The organism is Enterocloster citroniae, assembly GCF_040545455.1.
GTDB classification, from domain to species: Bacteria; Bacillota; Clostridia; order Lachnospirales; family Lachnospiraceae; genus Enterocloster; species Enterocloster citroniae.
The window spans coordinates 323,289-341,830 of sequence record NZ_JBEPLZ010000001.1 but is presented as its reverse complement, the minus strand read 5'-3'; the positions used below and the strand labels follow the sequence as shown (position 1 = coordinate 341,830).

The window sequence follows — 18,542 nt, the reverse complement described above, 5'->3', positions numbered from 1 at the left end:
AAAAAACCTAAAAGAAATTTTACCAGTTTTTCAGATGTTTTAGAGATTTACCTGATATGATACTGGTGAAATGAAAATGGACAAAAGGGAGACTGATAATATGAGAAAAAAATTAATAAGCCTTTGCCTTGCACTGTGCCTGACAGCGGGCGGCCTGTGGGGATGCTCGGCTCCTGCGGGGACCGGGGAAACCGGAGCTTCCCGGGCTGCAAAGAACGCGGGTGCCGGACGGGATGAGAACATACCAAAGGGAAGATATGCGGAAAGCACGATCAGCATTCCCCTGGAAGAAGGGGAAATCATTGCTGACATGGTTCAGACACAGGATAAGATTCTGGAACTGTATACGCTTAAGGATGGTACGGCCAGGCGGTATAGATGGGCCGGCGGAAACTGGGAAAGGGAAGAAAAGAGCCTGCTGGAAGGGGTTGAGATCCCCTTCGGTATTCTCCATGTGGTCTATGGGCAGGACGGTTACCGGTACGCGGTCTTCCCAAAGGGAGACGACTATAAGTTCCATTTGCTGAAGCTGGCAGAGGGGAAGGAACCACAGGAGCTTTTGGAGGATGTGTTTTCCGTCAAACATGAACGCGGTTTTTATGAGGTAAGGCCGGATTTCGTGGCAGTGGCGGAGGATGGGAGCATTTTCCTGTCCGGCAGCAGAGAGACAAATGTATACAGCCCTCAGGGAGAGCGTTTGGTTTCCCTGCCTCAGGAATGGAGTTCCTCGGAATGGAAGGAATCAGGACTTCTTTTGGATCATCTGTATATAACAAACGGGTCTAACGGGTATCTGGTATATGATATCACCACCGGATCCGCATCCCCGAAAGAGGAGATCCCTTATCAAAGCTCAGTCTATGATCAGTTTTTGCCCATTGCCCATGACGGCGGCGGGGGGATCTTTACGGTCAATTCCCAGGGGATCCACCACATGAATCCCGGGGGGAGCATATGGGAGACAGTGGCTGACGGGACTCTTAACTCTTTGAGCCTTCCAAGCGCGTATGCCAGGAAACTGTTCGTGGGCGCTGAGAATGATTTTTACGTCTGGCTGCAGCAGTCCGATAAAAGTGAGATCAAGCATTACACATATGATCCTGAGATGCCCTCCGTGCCCTGCCAGAACCTGACCGTATATGGCCTTAACCTGGAAAGCACGGATACCATACGCCAGGCAGCCTCCATGTTCCAGCTGACGCACCCGGACGTGAGGGTGGAGCTGATCGATGGACAAACAGACAGCGGGGGGACCACGGACTCGGATACCATAAGATCTTTGAACACGGAACTGCTGGGCGGAAACGGAGCGGATATCCTGGTCCTTGACGGGCTTCCGGTTCAGTCCTATATGGAAAAGGGAGTGCTTGAGGATATGAAAGACCTGCTGGCACCCATGACCGCGTCAGGGGAACTGATGGGACAGATTGCAGGACCGTACACAGAGGACAGCGGCAGCATCTACCAGATCCCCACCAGAATGATACTTCTCGCCACGTATGGGGACCAGGAGGCCATAGACAGCCTTGCATCCCTGGAATCCATGAGGGAATATCAGAGCGATCCCTCTCATCTGCCGCTGCGCACCAAGACAAAATATGAGAATCTGACGCGCCAGATACTGAGCCTTTGCTATGAGGAGATCGTGGACAGTGAAACGGGAAGGCCGCGTCCGGGGAAGATCCAGGAGCTGCTGGAAACCGTGAAGGTGCTGGGCGATGCCTGCGGCGCCAGGGCGGACTTTGACGAATCCGAGGACGGGGGAAGAGGACGTATCTATAACCGATCCATTGGAGCGGATGGCCTTATGGACAGCGAGTATGACAGTGTGGACCGGGGCAGGAGCGCTATTGCCATTGATAAAATACGGGGAATGTTTGACACCCTGCTTCCCCTGGCCGTGCAGAGAAACCACGGATTTAAAATGGAAAACCTGAAGGATTCCTATCTTCCCTCCGGTGTTGTGGGAATCAACAGCGCCAGCCCAAGAAAGGACCTGGCAAAGGAATTTGTTCTCTACGTACTGAGCGTGGAGGTCCAGTCCAGCGACCTGGCGGACGGACTCCCCGTCAATGCCCTGGCCGCAGAGGCGTGGGTGGAAAGGGAAGACTCAAGCAGCGCTATGGTCAGTGTCAGCGGCGGTGAAGACGGCTACACAATAGCAGGTGCCTGGCCCACAAAGGAAGAACGCCGTATGATATTTGATGCGGCGTCCAGGGCCAATAAGCCGGTGAGAACAGACCGCGTGTTGACGGAGATCATAATCAATGAGACCAAAGGATACTTTGAAGGGAGCCTTTCACTGGAACAGGCAGCCCAGAATGCCCAGAACAAAGCGAATCTGTATTTCTCAGAATAAAAAGCCATGGCTGTTTCTGGCACCCAGCCTGGCAGGGACCGCCCTGTTTGTCCTCATACCTTTTGCGGATGTGGTGATGCGTTCCTTCTACCAGGCCGTGGGAGGCCGGTTCGTGGGCCTGGAAAATTTTGTCCAGGTGTGGAACAGTCAGGCATTCCGCCTGGCTGTGAGGAATACCCTGCGTTTTATCCTGGTATGCATACCGTCCCTGATGGCGTTTTCCCTGTGGGCGGCTGTCCTGGTAACAGCTGCCTTTAAGGGGGGGAATGTGTATAAAACCACGATCCTGCTGCCCCTGGCGATCCCGGTTGCGTCAGTGGTCCTGCTGTGGAAAATTCTGTTTTATCCTCAGGGACTCTTAAACCAGCTGGTGGCAATACTGGGATTTGGGACCAGGGACTGGCTTAACCAGAACAGCGCTTTTTATGTCCTGGTATTTACCTACATATGGAAAAATACAGGGTATGATATGATGCTTTGGCTGGCTGGTCTGGATGGGATCCCGCTGGAGCTTTATGAAGCAGCCAGGGTGGATGGAGCAGGTTCCCGGCAGATCTTTTATTACGTCACATTACCCTGCCTTAAAAGCACTGCATTTCTGGTGACCGTGCTTTCCATTATCAATTCCTTTAAGGTATTCCGGGAGGCATATCTTATTTCCGGGGATTATCCCCATGAGAGTATTTATATGATGCAGCACCTGTTTAATAACTGGTTTGTCTCGCTGGATATCCAGAAGATGAGCGCTGCATCAGTGATGATCGAATCATCGGTGCTGATTCCGGTGATTATATGGATCCGGCGGAGGAATAAAAAATGATCAAACGTTTCCTGGTAAGGGCGGCCCTGATCTTTATATGCCTTTTCATATGGGTTCCCCTTTTATTGATGGCAGGAAATGCGCTTATGTCCGAGGGGGAAATGCTTCAGCGCTTCGGCGCTATATTTGGAATGGGAAATGCTCCTGTAAAAGCTGTATTTCTCCCTGAATACCCCACCTTAAGACCCTTGGTGGAATTACTCATCGATTCCCCTGGTTTTTACGTCATGTTCTGGAACTCCTGTTTCCAGACCGGCATGGTTTTGCTGGGGCAGCTGGTGGTTGCGCTTTTAGGCGCCTGGGGATTTGCCTGTTTTCAGTTTAAGGGAAAAAAAGCCCTGTTCCTTCTTTACATCATTCTCATGATGCAGCCGTTTCAGGTGACCATGGTGCCTAATTACCTGGTCCTAAAAAGGTTCTATTTGCTGAATACCCACCTGGCAGTCATTCTGCCGGGTATCTTTTCCGCATTCCCGGTATTTATCATGACAAAATTTTTTGAATCCATTCCCAGGCCTCTTTTTGAGGCGGCGCGCCTGGACGGGGCAGGAGAAATGGCTATTTTTATGAAGATCGGGATTCCGGTGGGAAAGCCTGGGATCGTATCCATGCTGGTCCTGGGATTTCTGGAAACATGGAATGCCATTGAGCAGCCCATGACATTCCTGAAGGAAAAGCGGCTGTGGCCCCTGTCCCTCTACCTGCCGGAGATCACATCCGACAAGGCAGGGGTGGCGTGGGCTGCGTCCATTATCATGATGGTACTTCCCGTGGTCCTTTTTATGATGGGACAGGAATCACTGGAGCAGGGGATTGCCGCATCAGGAATCAAGGAGTGAATGAACATGAAGAAAGCAGCAATTACATTTCTGGCCCTTATGGCGGCTCTGACCTTTTTGTCCAGGGCCCTGGATTCCGTCACGGTCACCAGGGTACAGGTAGGATACGGAAAACAGGGAGTGGTCCCGTATCTTATAGAGGGGGACGGGACATTTACGGCAGACAAAATGGCATACATATCACTTCCTGAAAATCTCCAGGTGGGGGACATACTGAAGCATTCCGGGCAGATGGTCTTAAAGGGGGAGGCCATCCTTTGTCTGCAGATGGAGAGTCTGGAGGAGGAACGTGAAAAACTTTCCGTGGAGTTTGAAAAGGCCAGGCTGGCCCTTGAGCAGGAGCGGCTCTCCTCTGTGCCGGTCCCACGGTTGACCGAAGAGGCCCTGGCCGCCCAGTCCGTAGCGGCGGCACAGCGGGCCCTGGAACTAGGCAGGCAGGACCTGGCGGAAGCTGAGGAAAAGCATGCGTCAGCTACCGCTGATCTGGAACATGATTACATTCAAAAAAAGAACCGCACCAGGGAAGAGGTGAGGGAGGACAACCGCAGAGCCATGAAAAGCGCCGGAAGGGCCTATGAATCAGCGCAGGTAGCCAGGGATTCCGCGGTAAGAAAGGGGGAGCGTGAGGTAGAGGATAAGCAGAAAAAACTGGACCGGCTGGAGGAGCAGGAGGACGCCTCCCAGCAGGAGATCGAGAAAGCGGCCCTGGAACTTGAACGGGCCGAGGAGGATCTGGAGGATATCCGGGATGAGCAGGATCTGGCAGTGGAGGAGGCCAGGGCAAAGATGTATGCTGCCGAGGAGACATATGAGGATATTGATTACGGGACTGAGAACGCCAAAGAGGAACTGCGCAAGGCATATGAGGATGCCGTGAAGGCGGAGGACGCCAAGGTGGAGGAAGCCAGAAGAAAAATACAGGACTTGGAGGAAGGACTGTATCAGTCCATGGAAAAGCTGGAGAACGCCAGGGTATCTGACGCAGGTACTGTTGCGGGGGAAGCTGCCCAGAGGGAGATATCCAGGCTGAGACAGGAATCCATGAAGCTGGATATGGAACAGATCAAGAGAAAACTGGAAAAAATAGAAGAATTGATTGCGGACAAAGGACAGATCAGTTCCAGTGTGGAGGGCGTAGTGGCTGATATGGACCTGAAGGCGGGGGACAGGATTGAATCCGGGCGCCAGATCAAGCTGGCAGTGGGAAATTTAAACCTGACCTCCCAGGTGGATAAGGAGAAAGCCGGCCTTTTAAAACCAGGAGCCAAAATGACGGTCAAGCTGTTGGGACAGCAGGCCGGTGTGGAGGCGGAGATAACGTCCGTTGACCAGATGCCGGAGGACGAAACAGCACAGGTCACAGCCGCCATGCCTCAGGGACAGGGGAGCCTGGGAGGCAGTGCATCCTTTGCGGTAAACATGGAATCAGGGGCATACTCCTGTGTGATCCCCATCGGAGCACTGAGGGAGGATAACACCGGATTTTTCTGCCTGGCTGTCCAACCAAAGAGGACCATACTGGGGGAGGAGATGACGGCAGTGAGGATCGGGCTGGAGGTACTGGAAAAAAGCAGCACTGCTGCAGCTGTTTCAGGCGCCGTTACACCGGAGATGAAACTGATCACAGAGTCGGACAAAGGTGTGGGAGAAGGGGACCGTGTCAGGGTGGTGGAATCATGAGAAAATGGATCATACTTTTCGTTCTGGTGACCCTGTGGGGATACGGGGGGATACAGGCATTGAGTCTGAACACAGCAGACGGCCGTATTTTTATGTATTACCGGGAAGGGGAAGGACCCAGGGCGGAGGAACTGGACCGGGCCCTCGGCCGGGAGCAGGGAGAGACGGCCGGAACTGAAAGGGAGGATCAAGGGGGAAGCGTTTATCCGGAACTAACAGCCTGGTCCCTGGCTGAGGAGGTAAAGGTGCAAAACCTTGAGCTGGGCAGGGACAAAAAAGCGGATTGTCTGTCCGTTTACGGCCTGATGGAACTGGCTTCCTGCCGGGAGCTGGAACAGGGGACATACGGCTACAGGACGGACAGGGAGGGATGTGTCATCAGTAAGGGTCTGGCCATGGACCTGTTCGGGGCGGTGGAGGTGACAGGCAAACGCGTGGTCTGCAGGGACAGGCCATATATTGTCAGGGGCGTTACGGATGACCCGGACTGCGTTATATTGATCCCTGCAAAAAAGGAGGAGGGGATGCGCTGTCTCCTTATGGATTATGGGAAGGGCGCTTCCGCAAAGACAAAGGCGGAAGGGTTTTTGTACCGGTATGGAATGAAAAGAGGGTATGTTTGTGTGGACGGCTCTCTTTTTTTCGCCGCAGCCGGCATGGCGTCTCTCCTGCCGCTTTGGGCGTCTGCCCTCTGGTTTTGCCAAAAAGCAGTCAAGCCGGACCTGGGGGTGAGAGACCGAATGTGTTCCGGCGGGGCTGGGATACTGCTGCTGGCAGCGGGCATATTCCTTATATGGCGGCTGGGGTTTGGGATACCCGGGGATATCATTCCCACCAGATGGTCTGATTTTGATTTTTGGACCAGGAAGTTTGGGGAACTGCAGTCCGACATGGAACGCATGGGGGAAGCGTATCAGGTGCAGTGGCTGGATGATCTGAAAAAAAGGCTGTTTGTATGCACTGTCTGCTGCCTGACAGCAGGGACAGGAGGAATAATCTGGCTTCACTGTATGAAATGGGGGTGGAAAGGAAACGGATTTAGAGTATAATAGGGATATGGTTTTATAAAATGCTGTTTGTGGTGCCTGTTTGGTTGGATAACAGGTATGGGGAGGGTTTATGGAGCGAATCCGCAGGTTTCTGAATAAAAATATATTTATTTTCTCTGTGAGGCAGGGGCTTTTGCTGACCATACCCTTCCTGATCATGGGTTCGTTCTCCATGGTGGTCATGCATTTTCCCGTGGAGGTATGGCAGGTCTACCTGGCTTCCATGGCAGGAGGAGTCATACATACCTTTCTGATGGGAGTCTACCAGGCCACCTTTGGTTCCCTTTCCTTTATTTTTATACTGATGATCGCCTATGCATACGGGGAGGAACAACGGGTTTATGACAGCACCCATGTATTTTTCCCCGCCGTGGCCCTGTGTTCCTTTATCGCATTCTGCTATCCCACAGGAGGGCTTTCCATATGGGGGCCGGAGTGGAGCTTTACCGCGATCTGCATTGCTTTGGCCAGCTGTTTTATCCTCACCGTGTTTTACCGGTGGGTCTCAGGCCATCAGAGGCTATACACCATGGGCGTGGCATACCATTTTAATGCTTCCATGCAGAGCCTGCTCCCCGCCGTGGCCACCATTGGGATCAGCGGCATCACGGGACTGCTCCTGTACCTGGTATTTGAGGATACCAATATTATGAACTTCGGCTCCTACCTTTTTATGCGGCTGTTTGAACATATGGGAAACAGCCTTTTTTCCATGCTCCTCTATATCCTGATATCCCATGTGCTGTGGTTTTTCGGGATCCACGGAACCAACACGCTGGAGGCGGTATCCCGCCGGCTGTTTGAATCCGAGGTGGCCGTTAACCAGGGGATGGCGGCCCAGGGGCTGGTGCCAACCCGCATTTTCAGCAAGACATTTCTGGACACCTTTGTATTCCTGGGGGGAAGCGGCTGTGCTTTGTGCCTGGTACTGGCCCTGTTTCTGTCAGCCAGGAAAAAGAACAACCAGCGCCTGGCAAAGCTGTCCCTGCCCGCGGTCATCTTTAATATCAATGAACTGGTACTGTTTGGTTTCCCTATCATATTCAGCCCGGACATGATCCTGCCCTTTATCCTGACCCCCATGGTGCTCTCTGTGATCAGCGGACTGGTCATGTCCCTTCATCTGGTGCCGGTGGCATCCAGGAGCGTGGAATGGACCGTACCTGTCCTGTTCAGCGGGTACATGGCCACCGGGTCTGTGAGGGGAAGCCTGCTGCAGCTGTTTAACCTTGTGGTGGGGACACTGATATACATTCCCTTTGTACGCCACAGCGAGGTGATACAGGAGGGGGAATTCCTGGCAAAGATCAAGGACCTGGAAGCAGCCATGAGCCGGGATGAACACTCGGTGTGGGTACGGGATTTCCACTGGAAGACCTATGAGAACCGTCAGACGGCAAAGCTGCTCACATCCGACCTGCAGTATGCCCTGACAAAAGGGGAGCTGAAGCTGTTTTATCAGCCCCAGATGTACTATGATAAAACACTGTACGGGTGTGAGGCGCTGCTGCGCTGGAATTATATGGGCAATACATACATTTATCCCCCTTTGATCATTGCACTGGCTACCCAGAGCGGCTTTATCGATTCACTGGGTCTGACCATTGTGTCCATGGCCTGCGCTGATATGAAGAAAGCGGAGCGGGAGCTTGGATACCCCATCCCCTTTTCCGTGAACATCCTGCCCCTTCAGCTGGAGGACCCCGGCTTTGCGGGGAATGTGAACCGGATCCTGAAGGAGATGGATGTGGATGGGAAATACATGACCATTGAGCTGACGGAACAGGTTGCCCTGAATCCGGGTCCCAATCTGGAAGAGCAGTTAAGGCGGCTGAAACAGTCCGGCATCCGTATCAGTATGGACGACTTCGGCATGGGACACGGCTCGCTGAATTATCTGAACTCGGCTGACTATGATGAGGTAAAGATCGATGGATCCCTGATCAAGCGCCTTCCGGGCCATGCCCAGACCTGTGAGTTGGTGGGAAATATTGTAAATATGTCCCGCATCCTGAAGGTAAAAACAGTGGCTGAATGTGTGGAGACCGAAGACCAGGTCACGGTGCTGGAACAGCTGGGATGCGGAATCTATCAGGGGTATTATTACAGCAGACCCATTCCCTTGGAGGACTTGATCGAATATGTGAAGCACATCTGATTCCCGGCTTTTTGGTTGACATATGTCTACCTGCATGATAATATTTAAGTAGACGTATGTATACCTTGCCGAACAGGCAAAAGACCGGAGGTGTTTGGAATGACAGGAAAGGAAAAGGTCAATCTGTCCGATGGCGAATGGAAGATCATGAACTTGCTGTGGGAGGAACCGCCCCAGACGATCATGAATCTCACCAGGGCCCTTAAGGGCGATAAAGGATGGAGTAAGAATACGGTGATCACCATGCTGAACCGCATGGAGGCAAAGGGCGCCGTGCGCCATGAGGAGGGGGAACGGGCGAAACTGTTTTATCCTGCCATTGACAGGACGGACGCGGCTTTGCAGGAAACCAGGGGATTTTTAGAGAGGGTCTATGAGGGAAGCGTGAGCCTGATGGTGGATGCCATGGCTTCCTCCAAGTCCCTTTCCAAACAGGAGATTGAGGAGCTTTACGAGATCCTCAGAAAAGCAGAGGAGGGAGCGCCATGACAGAGGTCCTGATTTCTTCTTCTGCACTGATCCTGGCTGTCTGCCTCCTGCGCTTTTTACTGCAAAACAGGATCAGCATGAAGATCCGCTATGGCCTTTGGGGACTGGCCGCCCTCCGGCTCATACTGCCCATGTTCTATCCCCTGCAGAAGCTGACGGATGTGTTCCGGTCCAGGTTCAGCGTGATGAATGCGGCCCAGACCGTGAGACAGAACATGATTGCCCAGACAGATCTTAAGTATCTGGCTGACAATGTTGCCACGGGCCATGTTTATCACTTTGATGCTGCGGACGGGGCTGTCACCCTGGCCCAAAGGGCAGCGGGCATTGACTGGCAGCTTTGGATCATGGTGGTATGGGTTGTGGGAGCGCTGGTCCTGGGGGCATGGATGACGGTTGTAAACATCCGGTTTTACAGGATGCTGGTGAGCAAAAGGAAGATATTCCATGGGAAGACACCGGGCTTTGTGACAGAACGCATCTATACTGTGGAGGGGATGGTATCCCCCTGCTATTTTGGCCTGGGAACGGATGAGGCCATCTACCTTCCCCTGTCCATTGAAGGTGATGAGGAGAAGCTGCGCCATGCCCTGGCTCATGAGACCTGTCATGCTGCCCATGGGGACCGCTTTTGGGGCATTCTCAGATGTGTCCTGCTGTGTTACTATTGGGTGAATCCGCTGGTATGGGCAGCAGCCATTTTGTCAAAGAGAGATTGTGAGCTGGCATGCGATGAGGCGGCTGTACGGCTGTTGGGGGAAGAGGAGCGGTATGCATACGGAAGAACCCTGGTAAGCCTGATCGCCCAAAACGGGGATAGGAAAAGCCTGTTTTCAGCTGCTACTACCATGACAGGAGGGAAACACACTGTCAGGGAGAGGATCCATGTGCTGGCCAGGCATCCAAGAACCACCAGGCTCATGGCGGGCGTGGTGGTTCTGATGGTGGCAGTGCTTGGAGCATGTACATTTACTGGAAACCTGGAGGAGACATCCTCAGGTGAAAACCAGGATGCAGTGGCAGGCAGTCTTTTGGAACAGCCGGGGGATGAAGCCGCCGGCGAAAGCCGGCCCCCTGTGGACAGCGAAAGCCGTCTTTTAGAGGAGACTGCCGGGGAATTACCCCGGGTCCCTGTGGGGGAAGGCGATATGCTGGCTCTTATTAAGACGGAGCTGTGGGGGAATTACTACCAGCTGACAATGGAACGCAGGGATGCCGGGACCGGTGAAGCTCTGCCCATCTCCTATGACAACGGGGGCACGGTTCAGGTGACGGCCTATGAGGATAGGGAGGGAACAAAGCTGTCCGGGGACGGGAAACCTGACCAGGGATACGGATATGCTCAGAGCGGGACCGAAGTATTTGTCATCAGTTTCTGGAACACGGAACAGGCCGGTTCCATCCGGATATCCATTACCCAGGATGGAAAGAGCGTGGATTATCTGTTTGTGACAAAGGACAGGGAGCTGCTGAAGGCATATACATCCGGCCAGGTGATCCATGGCCCTGACGACACACAGGCATCCCTGGCATCGGCACAGCTGTATCCCAATGCGGTCTGGCTGCGTCTTTTAGGATCTGATGAGCAGGAAGCGGCGGATCTTGGCGATAATCACAGGATCCTGCTGACCCTGGACCGGGCCGAAGATAAGGAAAACATGATTGATCCCCAGGTGCAGAGCAGGTCGGGAAGGGTGATCGATGTACTGTATTGTTTTGATGAGGATCTGTTTCCGGAAGCGGCGGTGGAGGATATTGCGGTGATGGAGGAGTCCGGGGCCCGCGGGGTTGCCACAAGGCTGGATGACAGCCAGACCTCCCTTGCCGTGTATGAAACTGCAAGAAAGTTCTGTGAGGCTTATATGGCGGGTGACAGAAAAAACGCGGCAAGGTACAGTTCTTTTCCTGAAAGGGAACTTTCAGATTCAGTTCCCATGGATGATTCAAAACCCGCGGACCTGACGATCCGCTGGGATCCGCAGCTGAAGGAGGTATACGCAGAGGCGGTATACCGGTTTTATGCAAAGGGCGAGGAGGACAGCTATACCTATCTGAACCTGGAACTGAAAAAGGCCTATGGGGAATGGAAGGTTACGTGGAAGGGCTTTGAAAAATAGGCTGGGGCCTGATGTCTATGATCACCAGTTCCGGAGGATTGTAAATGCGCGGAATATGGTTCAGGCACAGGCCGCGGCTGACGATCATGGAAGTGCTGCCCAGCTGGTATTGGCCGCCGGCAAAGGGGGGAAAGAAGCCCTGATGAGGGGCCAAAAGTCCATTGACCAGGCCCGGAATGCGTACCTGTCCTCCGTGGGCATGGCCGGATACAACAAGGTCAAAGCCGCTGTCTCTGTAGTATTTGGTCAATTCAGGCCGGTGGGACAGCAAGATGGAATAGATGTGGTCATCTGTGTGGGAACAGCAGTGCCAGAACTGTTCCTTCCAGCGTCTGTCAAGCCGTACCGCATGATGGGAATTGGTGTAGGCGTGAGGGTCATCCACCCCGCCGATCAACAGCGCCTGGTTTCCCAGGGTGAGCCGGGCAGTGGTTCCGGACAGGACAGTCACGCCATGTTCCGTGAACATTTTACACAGGGCTGGCATTTCACCGGTCCACTGTTCGTGGTTGCCTGAGACATAAAAACAGGGATATCCCGCTTTCAGGCCTTCCAGTAATAAAAGGGTCCCGTCAATGGGCACTTTGTGGTCCGCAATATCCCCGGCCATCAGGATCAGGTCGGGACACTGGCGGCGGATGGCTTCCAGCAGTATCTCCTGGCAAGGACCGTATGTTGTACTGTGAAGGTCTGTGATCAGGGCGGCCCGCAGTGGCCTGGTGATTTTATGGGTATGTTCTGTATAACTGCGGACCGTCAGTCCGCAGTAAAATGGATTCGTTATTCTGGTTCTTTTTTTCATATTAAACCCCGGATGTTAAATAGTAAAAAGGCAGGCCGCATGCATATTCAACAGTCTATGAACCGGTTGGGCGGCATATGAGTGGATTATATCACGGAACGAAAAACGGGTAAAGGAAATCATTTCCTTCTGCTTCTGAAGGACCGGATTGCCTGATGCCGTCCGTGTACAGCGGCCTAAATTCCCAAAATCGAAACATAACAAATACATCCATATAGAAGAAGGTCATTGCCTGCGGGATACGCAGAATCGGGCAATGGCTTTCTTTGGCTTGTAAAATATAAACCTGTGCTATATAATTGATACCAAACAAATCCGGATAAAATGATGAACCGGCATTGAGCCCCGGATAAAATGATAAACCGGCATTGAGCCCCGGATGGAAAGATGACACGGCATTGACCCGTAGGCATATCCTGCCGGGGTGCCAAAGAATGTGATGGAGTGAGGATTTTGTGAATATGATTAGAAAACACATAATATTTTCCGGACGCGTGCAGGGAGTAGGCTTTCGTTACACCTCCTGTTATTTTGCCCAGTCCCTTGGCCTGACCGGCTGGGTAAAGAATCTGTGGGACGGGGATGTGGAGATGGAGGTACAGGGGGATCCAAAGTCCGTTGCCCGTCTGGTGGAACGTCTGCATGAGGGGCGGTTTATCCGGATCGAACACATGGAGACAGAGGAGATCCCCGTGATTAAAGAGGGCAGTTTCCGGGAAATATATTAGGGCGTGGATGGATTTTCGCACACGCCCCAGGATCAGAGGAGAGTTTATGTTAGGTTTAATTGTGGCAGTGAAACGGATATACGATAAATACGCAGAGGATGAGATGACTGTGTATGCGGCTCAGGTTTCATTTTTTATTATTCTGTCCGTGGTGCCGTTTATCATGCTGCTGCTGACAGCCGTCCAGATGATACCCAGCGTCAGCAATGCACAGTTTATGGAATTGATCGTGGGACTGGTGCCCGTGGATTACAAATCCCTGGCCTTCCGTGTGGTAAACGACCTGTCCCTTAAGTCGCCGGCCACCATGATCAGTGTTACCGCCATCACGGCCTTGTGGTCTGCGGGCAGGGGAATGTTCAGTGTGGCCAGGGGACTGAACCGGGTCCATGGGCATGGGGAGAAACGGTGGTATGTGGTGAACCGTCTGATCTGTTCCGGTTATACCATTGTGTTTATACTGGTATGTATTCTTTCCCTTGGCCTTCTGGTGTTCGGCAATATGATCCAGGCCTTTCTGGTAAGCCGCTTTCCTATTGTTGCGGATGTGGTCACACACATTATCAATTTCAGGGCGCTGTGGGCCCTGATGATCCTGGTGGTCTTTTTCCTGGGAATCTACACCTTTGTGCCGGATAAAAAACTGAAGTTCAGGGAACAGATTCCGGGAGCATTGTTTTCCACCGTGGGATGGATGGGTTTTTCATTTGCATTTTCCCTGTATTTTAACCATATCGGGGGAAGAAATTATTCCTATATGTACGGAAGCCTGACCGCCATCGTGCTCCTGCTTTTATGGCTGTATTTCTGTATGTGCATCCTGTTTTTCGGGGCTGAGCTTAACTATTACTGGAAGGAACTGTTTCCAGGGGACGGTATGAGTCCCAGCCGCCGCTGAAATATGTGATGAAGTCCCGGCAGATAGCTGACATGGTCCCGTGTTTTCTGCGGATCAATGTGATATGGGAGGAAAAGCCGGGGGTTGTGATGGGTTTCAAAAGCATGCCCGGGCGGGTGCACCGGGCAATAGAAGCCGGGGTAATGGCAATTCCGATGCCCGTATCAGCCCAAGAAAGGCTGGTGCGGGCATCGTCATTGACGCACAGATAGTCCTGACGGTTATGGGGCAGCATGTGGTTCAGCACATTTTCCCAGCGCCGGTATATGATCAGGGGACAGGCGGCAAGCTGTCCCAGGCTGATGCTGTCGGCATGGGGATCGGGGAAATGTTTTGCCATTCCAACTGCCATCATGGGTTCCTCGGCCAGATAGAGGCAGTCATAGGACTCCTCTGGAAAGGGAGTTCTCACAATGGCAGCTTCGATCAGCCCCGTGTTCAGCTTGTCCATCAGCTGATAGGTATTTCCCTCATAGATACAGAAATTCACTCCGGGATGCTGGGTGCGGAACGCGGTGATCCGGTTTATAATGGCTTCTGTCTCCACTGAGGATATCATTCCAAGCCTTAAGGCGCCGTGGAGCCCGCGGCCCATCTGTTCCAGCTCCTGGCGGGCGGCCCCGGTCATGTCCAGTATGCCCTGGGCCCTGTCATAGAAAAGTTTTCCCGCCTCGGTGAGGATAATGGAACGGGAGCCGCGCTGAAACAGTGTGACGCCCAGTTCCTCCTCCAGCAGTTTCATCTGGGTGCTCAGCGGGGGCTGGGATATGTGAAGGGATTTGGCAGCAGCTGAAATGCTTCCTTCATTTACAATGGTAATAAAATATTCCATTTGCTTTAGATTCATGTCACCGCCTCCTATATGAAAAAGATATATTACATATATTAAAACAATATTTTTAATATGGTTATTCCTATGATATAATACCAGACAGTGCAAAAAATGGCAATGTGCAAAAAAGCAATGTATGAAACATGACAATGGCCGCAGGAACCAGGAAGATACAGCGCAGATATGCGGCAGAATGGAGTTTGAGTATGAAACGATTGTTGGGTTATATGGGGGAATATAAAAAGGAGAGTATCCTGGGTCCCCTGTTTAAGATGCTGGAGGCCAGCTTTGAGCTGTTTGTGCCTCTTGTGGTCGCCAGTATGGTGGATGTGGGGATCAAGAACCATGATAATGCCTATATTCTTAAGATGGGCGGACTCCTTCTTTTGCTGGCTCTGATTGGGCTGGCCTGTTCTCTGACCGCCCAGTATTTTGCCGCAAAAGCCGCCACCGGCATGGCCACAGCCCTGAGGAACGACCTGTTTGCCCATATAGGCGGTTTGTCCTATGGGGAGATCGATTCCGTGGGCACCTCCACCATGATCACCAGGATGACCAGCGATATCAATCAGGTACAGAACGGAGTCAATATGACCCTGCGCCTGCTGCTGCGTTCCCCCTTTGTGGTGTTTGGGGCAATGGTCATGGCTTTCACAGTAGATGTCCGGTCCGCCATGGTCTTTGTGGTGACGATCCCGGTGCTCTGCGTGGTGGTATTTGGGATCATGCTGGTGAGTATGCCCCTTTACCGGTCCGTACAAAGACAGCTGGACAAGGTACTGCTCACCACAAGGGAAAACCTGATGGGGGTCAGGGTCATCCGTGCCTTTAACCGCCAGAGAAGTGAGACTGAGAAGTTTGAGGGGGAAAATGACCAGCTGGTAAAGATGCAGGTTTTTGTGGGAAAAATATCCGCCCTATTAAATCCCGTTACCTATGTGATCATCAATGTGGCTGTGGTGGCCGTCATCTGGGTAGGAGCGCAGCAGGTGGAGGGCGGCATCATTACCCAGGGCAAGGTCATTGCCCTGGTCAATTACATGTCGCAGATCCTGGTGGAACTGATCAAGATGGCGAACCTGATCATTTTGATCTCCAAGGCAATTGCCTGTATGAACCGGGTGGATGGGATCTTCCAGGTAAAGACCAGTATCCGGGAAAAGGAAAATGCTGTGAATATGGGAAATGCCGGAACCCCCAAGGTGGAATTCAAAAACATGAGTTTTCGATACGGCAAGGCCAACGCGGAGGCCCTGTCCCATATTTCCTTTCAGGCCATGGGCGGACAGACCATAGGAGTGATCGGCGGAACCGGCGCGGGAAAGACCACGCTGGTAAACCTGATCCCCAGGTTCTATGATGCCTCAGACGGGCAGGTATTGGTGGACGGCGTGGATGTAAGGGATTACTCCCTGGCCGCACTGCGCTCAAAGATCGGCATGGTGCCCCAGCGCTCCGTTCTGTTTAAGGGAACCCTGAGGGACAATATGAAATGGGGCAGGCTGGATGCCTCTGACCAGGAGATATTCAGGGCGCTGGATGTGGCCCAGGCCAGGGAGTTTGTGGAGGAAAAGGAACAGGGGCTGGATCTGCATATTGACCAGGAGGGCAGGAACCTGTCCGGCGGACAGCGGCAGCGCCTTACCATTGCAAGGGCACTGGTCCGCGAACCTGAGATACTGATCATGGACGACAGCGCATCCGCCCTGGATTTTGCAACAGATGCCAGGCTGAGAAAGGCCATCAGGGAGGGGACAAAGGACATGACCGTGTTTATTGTATCCCAGCGTGCCACCACCATAAAACAGGCGGACCTGATCCTGGTGCTGGATGACGGGCATCTGGCTGGAATAGGAAGCCACAGGGAATTGTTGAGATCATGTGAGGTGTACAGGGAGATCTGCCTGTCACAGCTTTCAAAGGAGGAGGTGGAACGGGATGAGCAGTAAGACAAAAGCATTGGATAAAAGCAGGAGCATGGACACCCTGAAACGCATCCTTTCCTGCATTGCACAATACAAATGGGGCGTTATGCTGTCACTGTTCCTGGCACTGATAACCGTTGCCCTCACCCTGTACGTCCCCATACTCACAGGGCGGGCGGTAGACCAGATCGTGAGCACAGGCCATGTGAACTTCTCAGGGCTTACAACTATCCTGTGGAAAATCCTGGGAGCCGTAGGCCTGACCGCTGTGGCGCAGTGGATGATGAACCATATCAACAATACCATCACTTACAAGGTGGTGAAGGATATCCGAACCAGGGCCTTCAACCATTTGGAGATCCTTCCTCTCAGCTATATTGATTCCCATCCGTCAGGAGATATCATCAGCCGGATCATTGCGGACATTGACCAGTTCTCGGAAGGTCTGCTCATGGGATTTACCCAGCTGTTCACAGGCATGCTCACCATTGTGGGAACCTTGTTATTTATGCTCTCCATTCACCCGGCCATTACCCTGGTGGTGGTCCTTCTGACCCCTATCTCCCTATTTGTGGCCAGCTTTATAGCAAAGAGGACCTTTGTTATGTTCAGGCATCAGTCCGTGACCAGGGGAGAACTTACGGCATTGACAGACGAGATGCTTGGAAATATGAAGGTGGTTCAGGCATTTGGTTATCAGAAGGAGGCCCAGCGTAAATTCGAGGAGATCAATAACCGCCTGGCCGGGTACAGCCTGCGGGCCACCTTTTTCTCCTCCATCACCAATCCGGCCACCCGGTTTGTCAACAGTACGGTGTACGCCGCAGTGGGGATCACAGGGGCGTATGCCGCGATCCGGGGATTCATGACAGTGGGGCAGCTGACCAGTTTTCTAAGTTACGCAAACCAGTATACAAAGCCGTTTAATGAGATATCCGGCGTGGTGACGGAACTTCAGAACGCTTTGGCTTCCGCTGCCCGTGTCTTTGAGCTGATCGATGAAAAAGCGATCCTGGCAGATAAGCCGGATGCAGTGGAACTGGAACAGGTGGACGGAAGGGTGGAGCTGGAGCATGTGGATTTTTCCTATACCCCTGACAGGAAGCTGATAGAGGACTTTAACCTTCTGGTAGAGCCGGGCCGGCGGGTTGCCATCGTAGGCCCCACGGGCTGCGGTAAGACCACGATCATCAATCTTTTGATGCGTTTTTATGATGTAAACAGCGGCGTCATCCGGGTGGAGGGAGAGGATATCCGGGATGTGACCAGGAAAAGCCTGAGGACCAATTACGGCATGGTGCTTCAGGAAACCTGGCTGAAATCCGGCACCATCCGTGAGAATATAGCATACGGGAGGCCGGATGCCACAGAGGATGAAGTCATCCAGGCAGCAAAGGAAGCCCACGCCCATGGATTCATCACCAGAATGCCGGAGGGATATGACACGGTCATAAGGGAGGACGGAGGAAATCTGTCCCAGGGCCAGAAACAGCTGCTCTGCATTGCCAGAGTCATGCTTTGCCTGCCGCCCATGCTGATACTGGATGAAGCCACCTCCTCCATTGATACCAGAACAGAGATCAGGGTACAGAAAGCATTTGCCAGAATGATGGAAGGGCGCACCAGCTTTATCGTAGCCCACCGCTTATCCACCATCAGGGAAGCGGACGTGATCCTGGTCATGCGTGACGGCCATATTGTGGAAAAGGGCAGGCATGAAGAACTGCTGGAGAAAAATGGTTTTTATGCAGAGATATACAACAGCCAATTTGCCCGTGCATAGCCCGATATCAGGAGCAAGGAAGCGGCCGGCCGCGGGTTTGGGCGCCGGCCTCTTGTCTTTAGC

The 18,542-nt window shown here is 52.8% G+C and carries 15 protein-coding genes; 12 read left to right on the top strand and 3 right to left on the bottom strand.

The window, feature by feature from the left end:
- The first annotated feature begins 100 nt into the window (after nt 1-100).
- The 8 genes from ABID13_RS01520 to ABID13_RS01485 all read left to right on the top strand — a co-directional run bounded on the left by ABID13_RS01520 (nt 101) and on the right by ABID13_RS01485 (nt 11,511).
- Complete coding sequence (locus ABID13_RS01520) at nt 101-2,359, top strand: type 2 periplasmic-binding domain-containing protein (RefSeq protein ID WP_048930587.1); 2,259 nt, start codon at nt 101-103, stop codon at nt 2,357-2,359.
- Complete coding sequence (locus ABID13_RS01515) at nt 2,322-3,179, top strand: carbohydrate ABC transporter permease (protein ID WP_048930588.1); 858 nt, start codon at nt 2,322-2,324, stop codon at nt 3,177-3,179. Before ABID13_RS01520 ends, ABID13_RS01515 begins: the two co-directional genes overlap by 38 nt.
- Nucleotides 3,176-4,018, top strand: a complete 843-nt coding sequence (locus ABID13_RS01510) for a carbohydrate ABC transporter permease (RefSeq protein WP_007863575.1) — start codon at nt 3,176-3,178, stop codon at nt 4,016-4,018. Before ABID13_RS01515 ends, ABID13_RS01510 begins: the two co-directional genes overlap by 4 nt.
- A 6-nt stretch (nt 4,019-4,024) precedes the next feature.
- A complete protein-coding gene (locus tag ABID13_RS01505; RefSeq protein WP_007863577.1) occupies nt 4,025-5,698 on the top strand; it encodes a coiled-coil domain-containing protein in 1,674 nt (557 codons plus the stop codon).
- The gene (locus ABID13_RS01500; protein ID WP_048930589.1) at nt 5,695-6,747 is read left to right on the top strand and encodes an ABC transporter permease; all 1,053 of its coding nucleotides are present in this window, start codon (nt 5,695-5,697) and stop codon (nt 6,745-6,747) included. Before ABID13_RS01505 ends, ABID13_RS01500 begins: the two co-directional genes overlap by 4 nt.
- A 70-nt stretch (nt 6,748-6,817) precedes the next feature.
- Nucleotides 6,818-8,905: a PTS sugar transporter subunit IIC/EAL domain-containing protein gene (locus ABID13_RS01495; RefSeq protein ID WP_048930590.1), complete on the top strand. Its 2,088-nt coding sequence runs from the start codon at nt 6,818-6,820 to the stop codon at nt 8,903-8,905.
- Nucleotides 8,906-9,004: 99 nt separating this feature from the next.
- The gene (locus ABID13_RS01490) at nt 9,005-9,394 is read left to right on the top strand and encodes a BlaI/MecI/CopY family transcriptional regulator (protein ID WP_007863582.1); all 390 of its coding nucleotides are present in this window, start codon (nt 9,005-9,007) and stop codon (nt 9,392-9,394) included.
- Nucleotides 9,391-11,511, top strand: coding sequence for a M56 family metallopeptidase (locus tag ABID13_RS01485; RefSeq protein ID WP_048930591.1), 2,121 nt, complete (start codon nt 9,391-9,393; stop codon nt 11,509-11,511). The genes ABID13_RS01490 and ABID13_RS01485 overlap by 4 nt, the downstream gene beginning before the upstream one ends.
- Here the strand turns inward: ABID13_RS01485 and ABID13_RS01480 are convergent.
- A complete protein-coding gene (locus ABID13_RS01480; RefSeq protein WP_007863586.1) occupies nt 11,486-12,313 on the bottom strand; it encodes a metallophosphoesterase in 828 nt (275 codons plus the stop codon). The genes ABID13_RS01485 and ABID13_RS01480 overlap by 26 nt on opposite strands.
- Nucleotides 12,314-12,404: 91 nt before the next feature.
- On the bottom strand, nt 12,405-12,707 hold the full coding sequence (locus ABID13_RS01475) for a hypothetical protein (protein WP_048930592.1): 303 nt from the start codon (nt 12,705-12,707) through the stop codon (nt 12,405-12,407).
- A gap of 67 nt (nt 12,708-12,774) precedes the next feature.
- Here ABID13_RS01475 and ABID13_RS01470 point away from each other — a divergent pair, with 67 nt between their 5' ends.
- Both ABID13_RS01470 and ABID13_RS01465 read left to right on the top strand, forming a co-directional pair.
- Nucleotides 12,775-13,041: an acylphosphatase gene (locus ABID13_RS01470; protein ID WP_007863589.1), complete on the top strand. Its 267-nt coding sequence runs from the start codon at nt 12,775-12,777 to the stop codon at nt 13,039-13,041.
- A 46-nt stretch (nt 13,042-13,087) separates the two neighbouring features.
- Nucleotides 13,088-13,939: a YihY/virulence factor BrkB family protein gene (locus tag ABID13_RS01465; protein ID WP_007863590.1), complete on the top strand. Its 852-nt coding sequence runs from the start codon at nt 13,088-13,090 to the stop codon at nt 13,937-13,939.
- Here ABID13_RS01465 and ABID13_RS01460 read toward each other — a convergent pair.
- Nucleotides 13,881-14,786: a LysR family transcriptional regulator gene (locus ABID13_RS01460; RefSeq protein ID WP_007863592.1), complete on the bottom strand. Its 906-nt coding sequence runs from the start codon at nt 14,784-14,786 to the stop codon at nt 13,881-13,883. The two genes, ABID13_RS01465 and ABID13_RS01460, sit on opposite strands and share 59 nt — an antisense overlap.
- Nucleotides 14,787-14,977: 191 nt before the next feature.
- On the opposite strand from ABID13_RS01460, the gene ABID13_RS01455 reads away from it, so the two are divergent.
- A complete protein-coding gene (locus ABID13_RS01455; protein ID WP_045093449.1) occupies nt 14,978-16,720 on the top strand; it encodes an ABC transporter ATP-binding protein in 1,743 nt (580 codons plus the stop codon).
- Nucleotides 16,710-18,479: an ABC transporter ATP-binding protein gene (locus tag ABID13_RS01450; RefSeq protein WP_048930593.1), complete on the top strand. Its 1,770-nt coding sequence runs from the start codon at nt 16,710-16,712 to the stop codon at nt 18,477-18,479. Before ABID13_RS01455 ends, ABID13_RS01450 begins: the two co-directional genes overlap by 11 nt.
- Nucleotides 18,480-18,542 lie beyond the last annotated feature (63 nt).

Bases quoted from the DNA above. Each gene is read 5' to 3' on its own strand.
- ABID13_RS01495 (WP_048930590.1), top strand. From the start codon at position 6,818: ATGGAGCGAATCCGCAGGTTTCTGAATAAAAATATATTTATTTTCTCT.
- ABID13_RS01515 (WP_048930588.1), top strand. From the start codon at position 2,322: ATGCCCAGAACAAAGCGAATCTGTATTTCTCAGAATAAAAAGCCATGG.
- ABID13_RS01480 (WP_007863586.1), bottom strand. From the start codon at position 12,313: ATGAAAAAAAGAACCAGAATAACGAATCCATTTTACTGCGGACTGACG.
- ABID13_RS01470 (WP_007863589.1), top strand. From the start codon at position 12,775: ATGATTAGAAAACACATAATATTTTCCGGACGCGTGCAGGGAGTAGGC.
- ABID13_RS01520 (WP_048930587.1), top strand. From the start codon at position 101: ATGAGAAAAAAATTAATAAGCCTTTGCCTTGCACTGTGCCTGACAGCG.
- ABID13_RS01450 (WP_048930593.1), top strand. From the start codon at position 16,710: ATGAGCAGTAAGACAAAAGCATTGGATAAAAGCAGGAGCATGGACACC.
- ABID13_RS01460 (WP_007863592.1), bottom strand. From the start codon at position 14,786: ATGAATCTAAAGCAAATGGAATATTTTATTACCATTGTAAATGAAGGA.
- ABID13_RS01505 (WP_007863577.1), top strand. From the start codon at position 4,025: ATGAAGAAAGCAGCAATTACATTTCTGGCCCTTATGGCGGCTCTGACC.
- ABID13_RS01455 (WP_045093449.1), top strand. From the start codon at position 14,978: ATGAAACGATTGTTGGGTTATATGGGGGAATATAAAAAGGAGAGTATC.
- ABID13_RS01485 (WP_048930591.1), top strand. From the start codon at position 9,391: ATGACAGAGGTCCTGATTTCTTCTTCTGCACTGATCCTGGCTGTCTGC.
- ABID13_RS01510 (WP_007863575.1), top strand. From the start codon at position 3,176: ATGATCAAACGTTTCCTGGTAAGGGCGGCCCTGATCTTTATATGCCTT.
- ABID13_RS01490 (WP_007863582.1), top strand. From the start codon at position 9,005: ATGACAGGAAAGGAAAAGGTCAATCTGTCCGATGGCGAATGGAAGATC.
- ABID13_RS01465 (WP_007863590.1), top strand. From the start codon at position 13,088: ATGTTAGGTTTAATTGTGGCAGTGAAACGGATATACGATAAATACGCA.
- ABID13_RS01500 (WP_048930589.1), top strand. From the start codon at position 5,695: ATGAGAAAATGGATCATACTTTTCGTTCTGGTGACCCTGTGGGGATAC.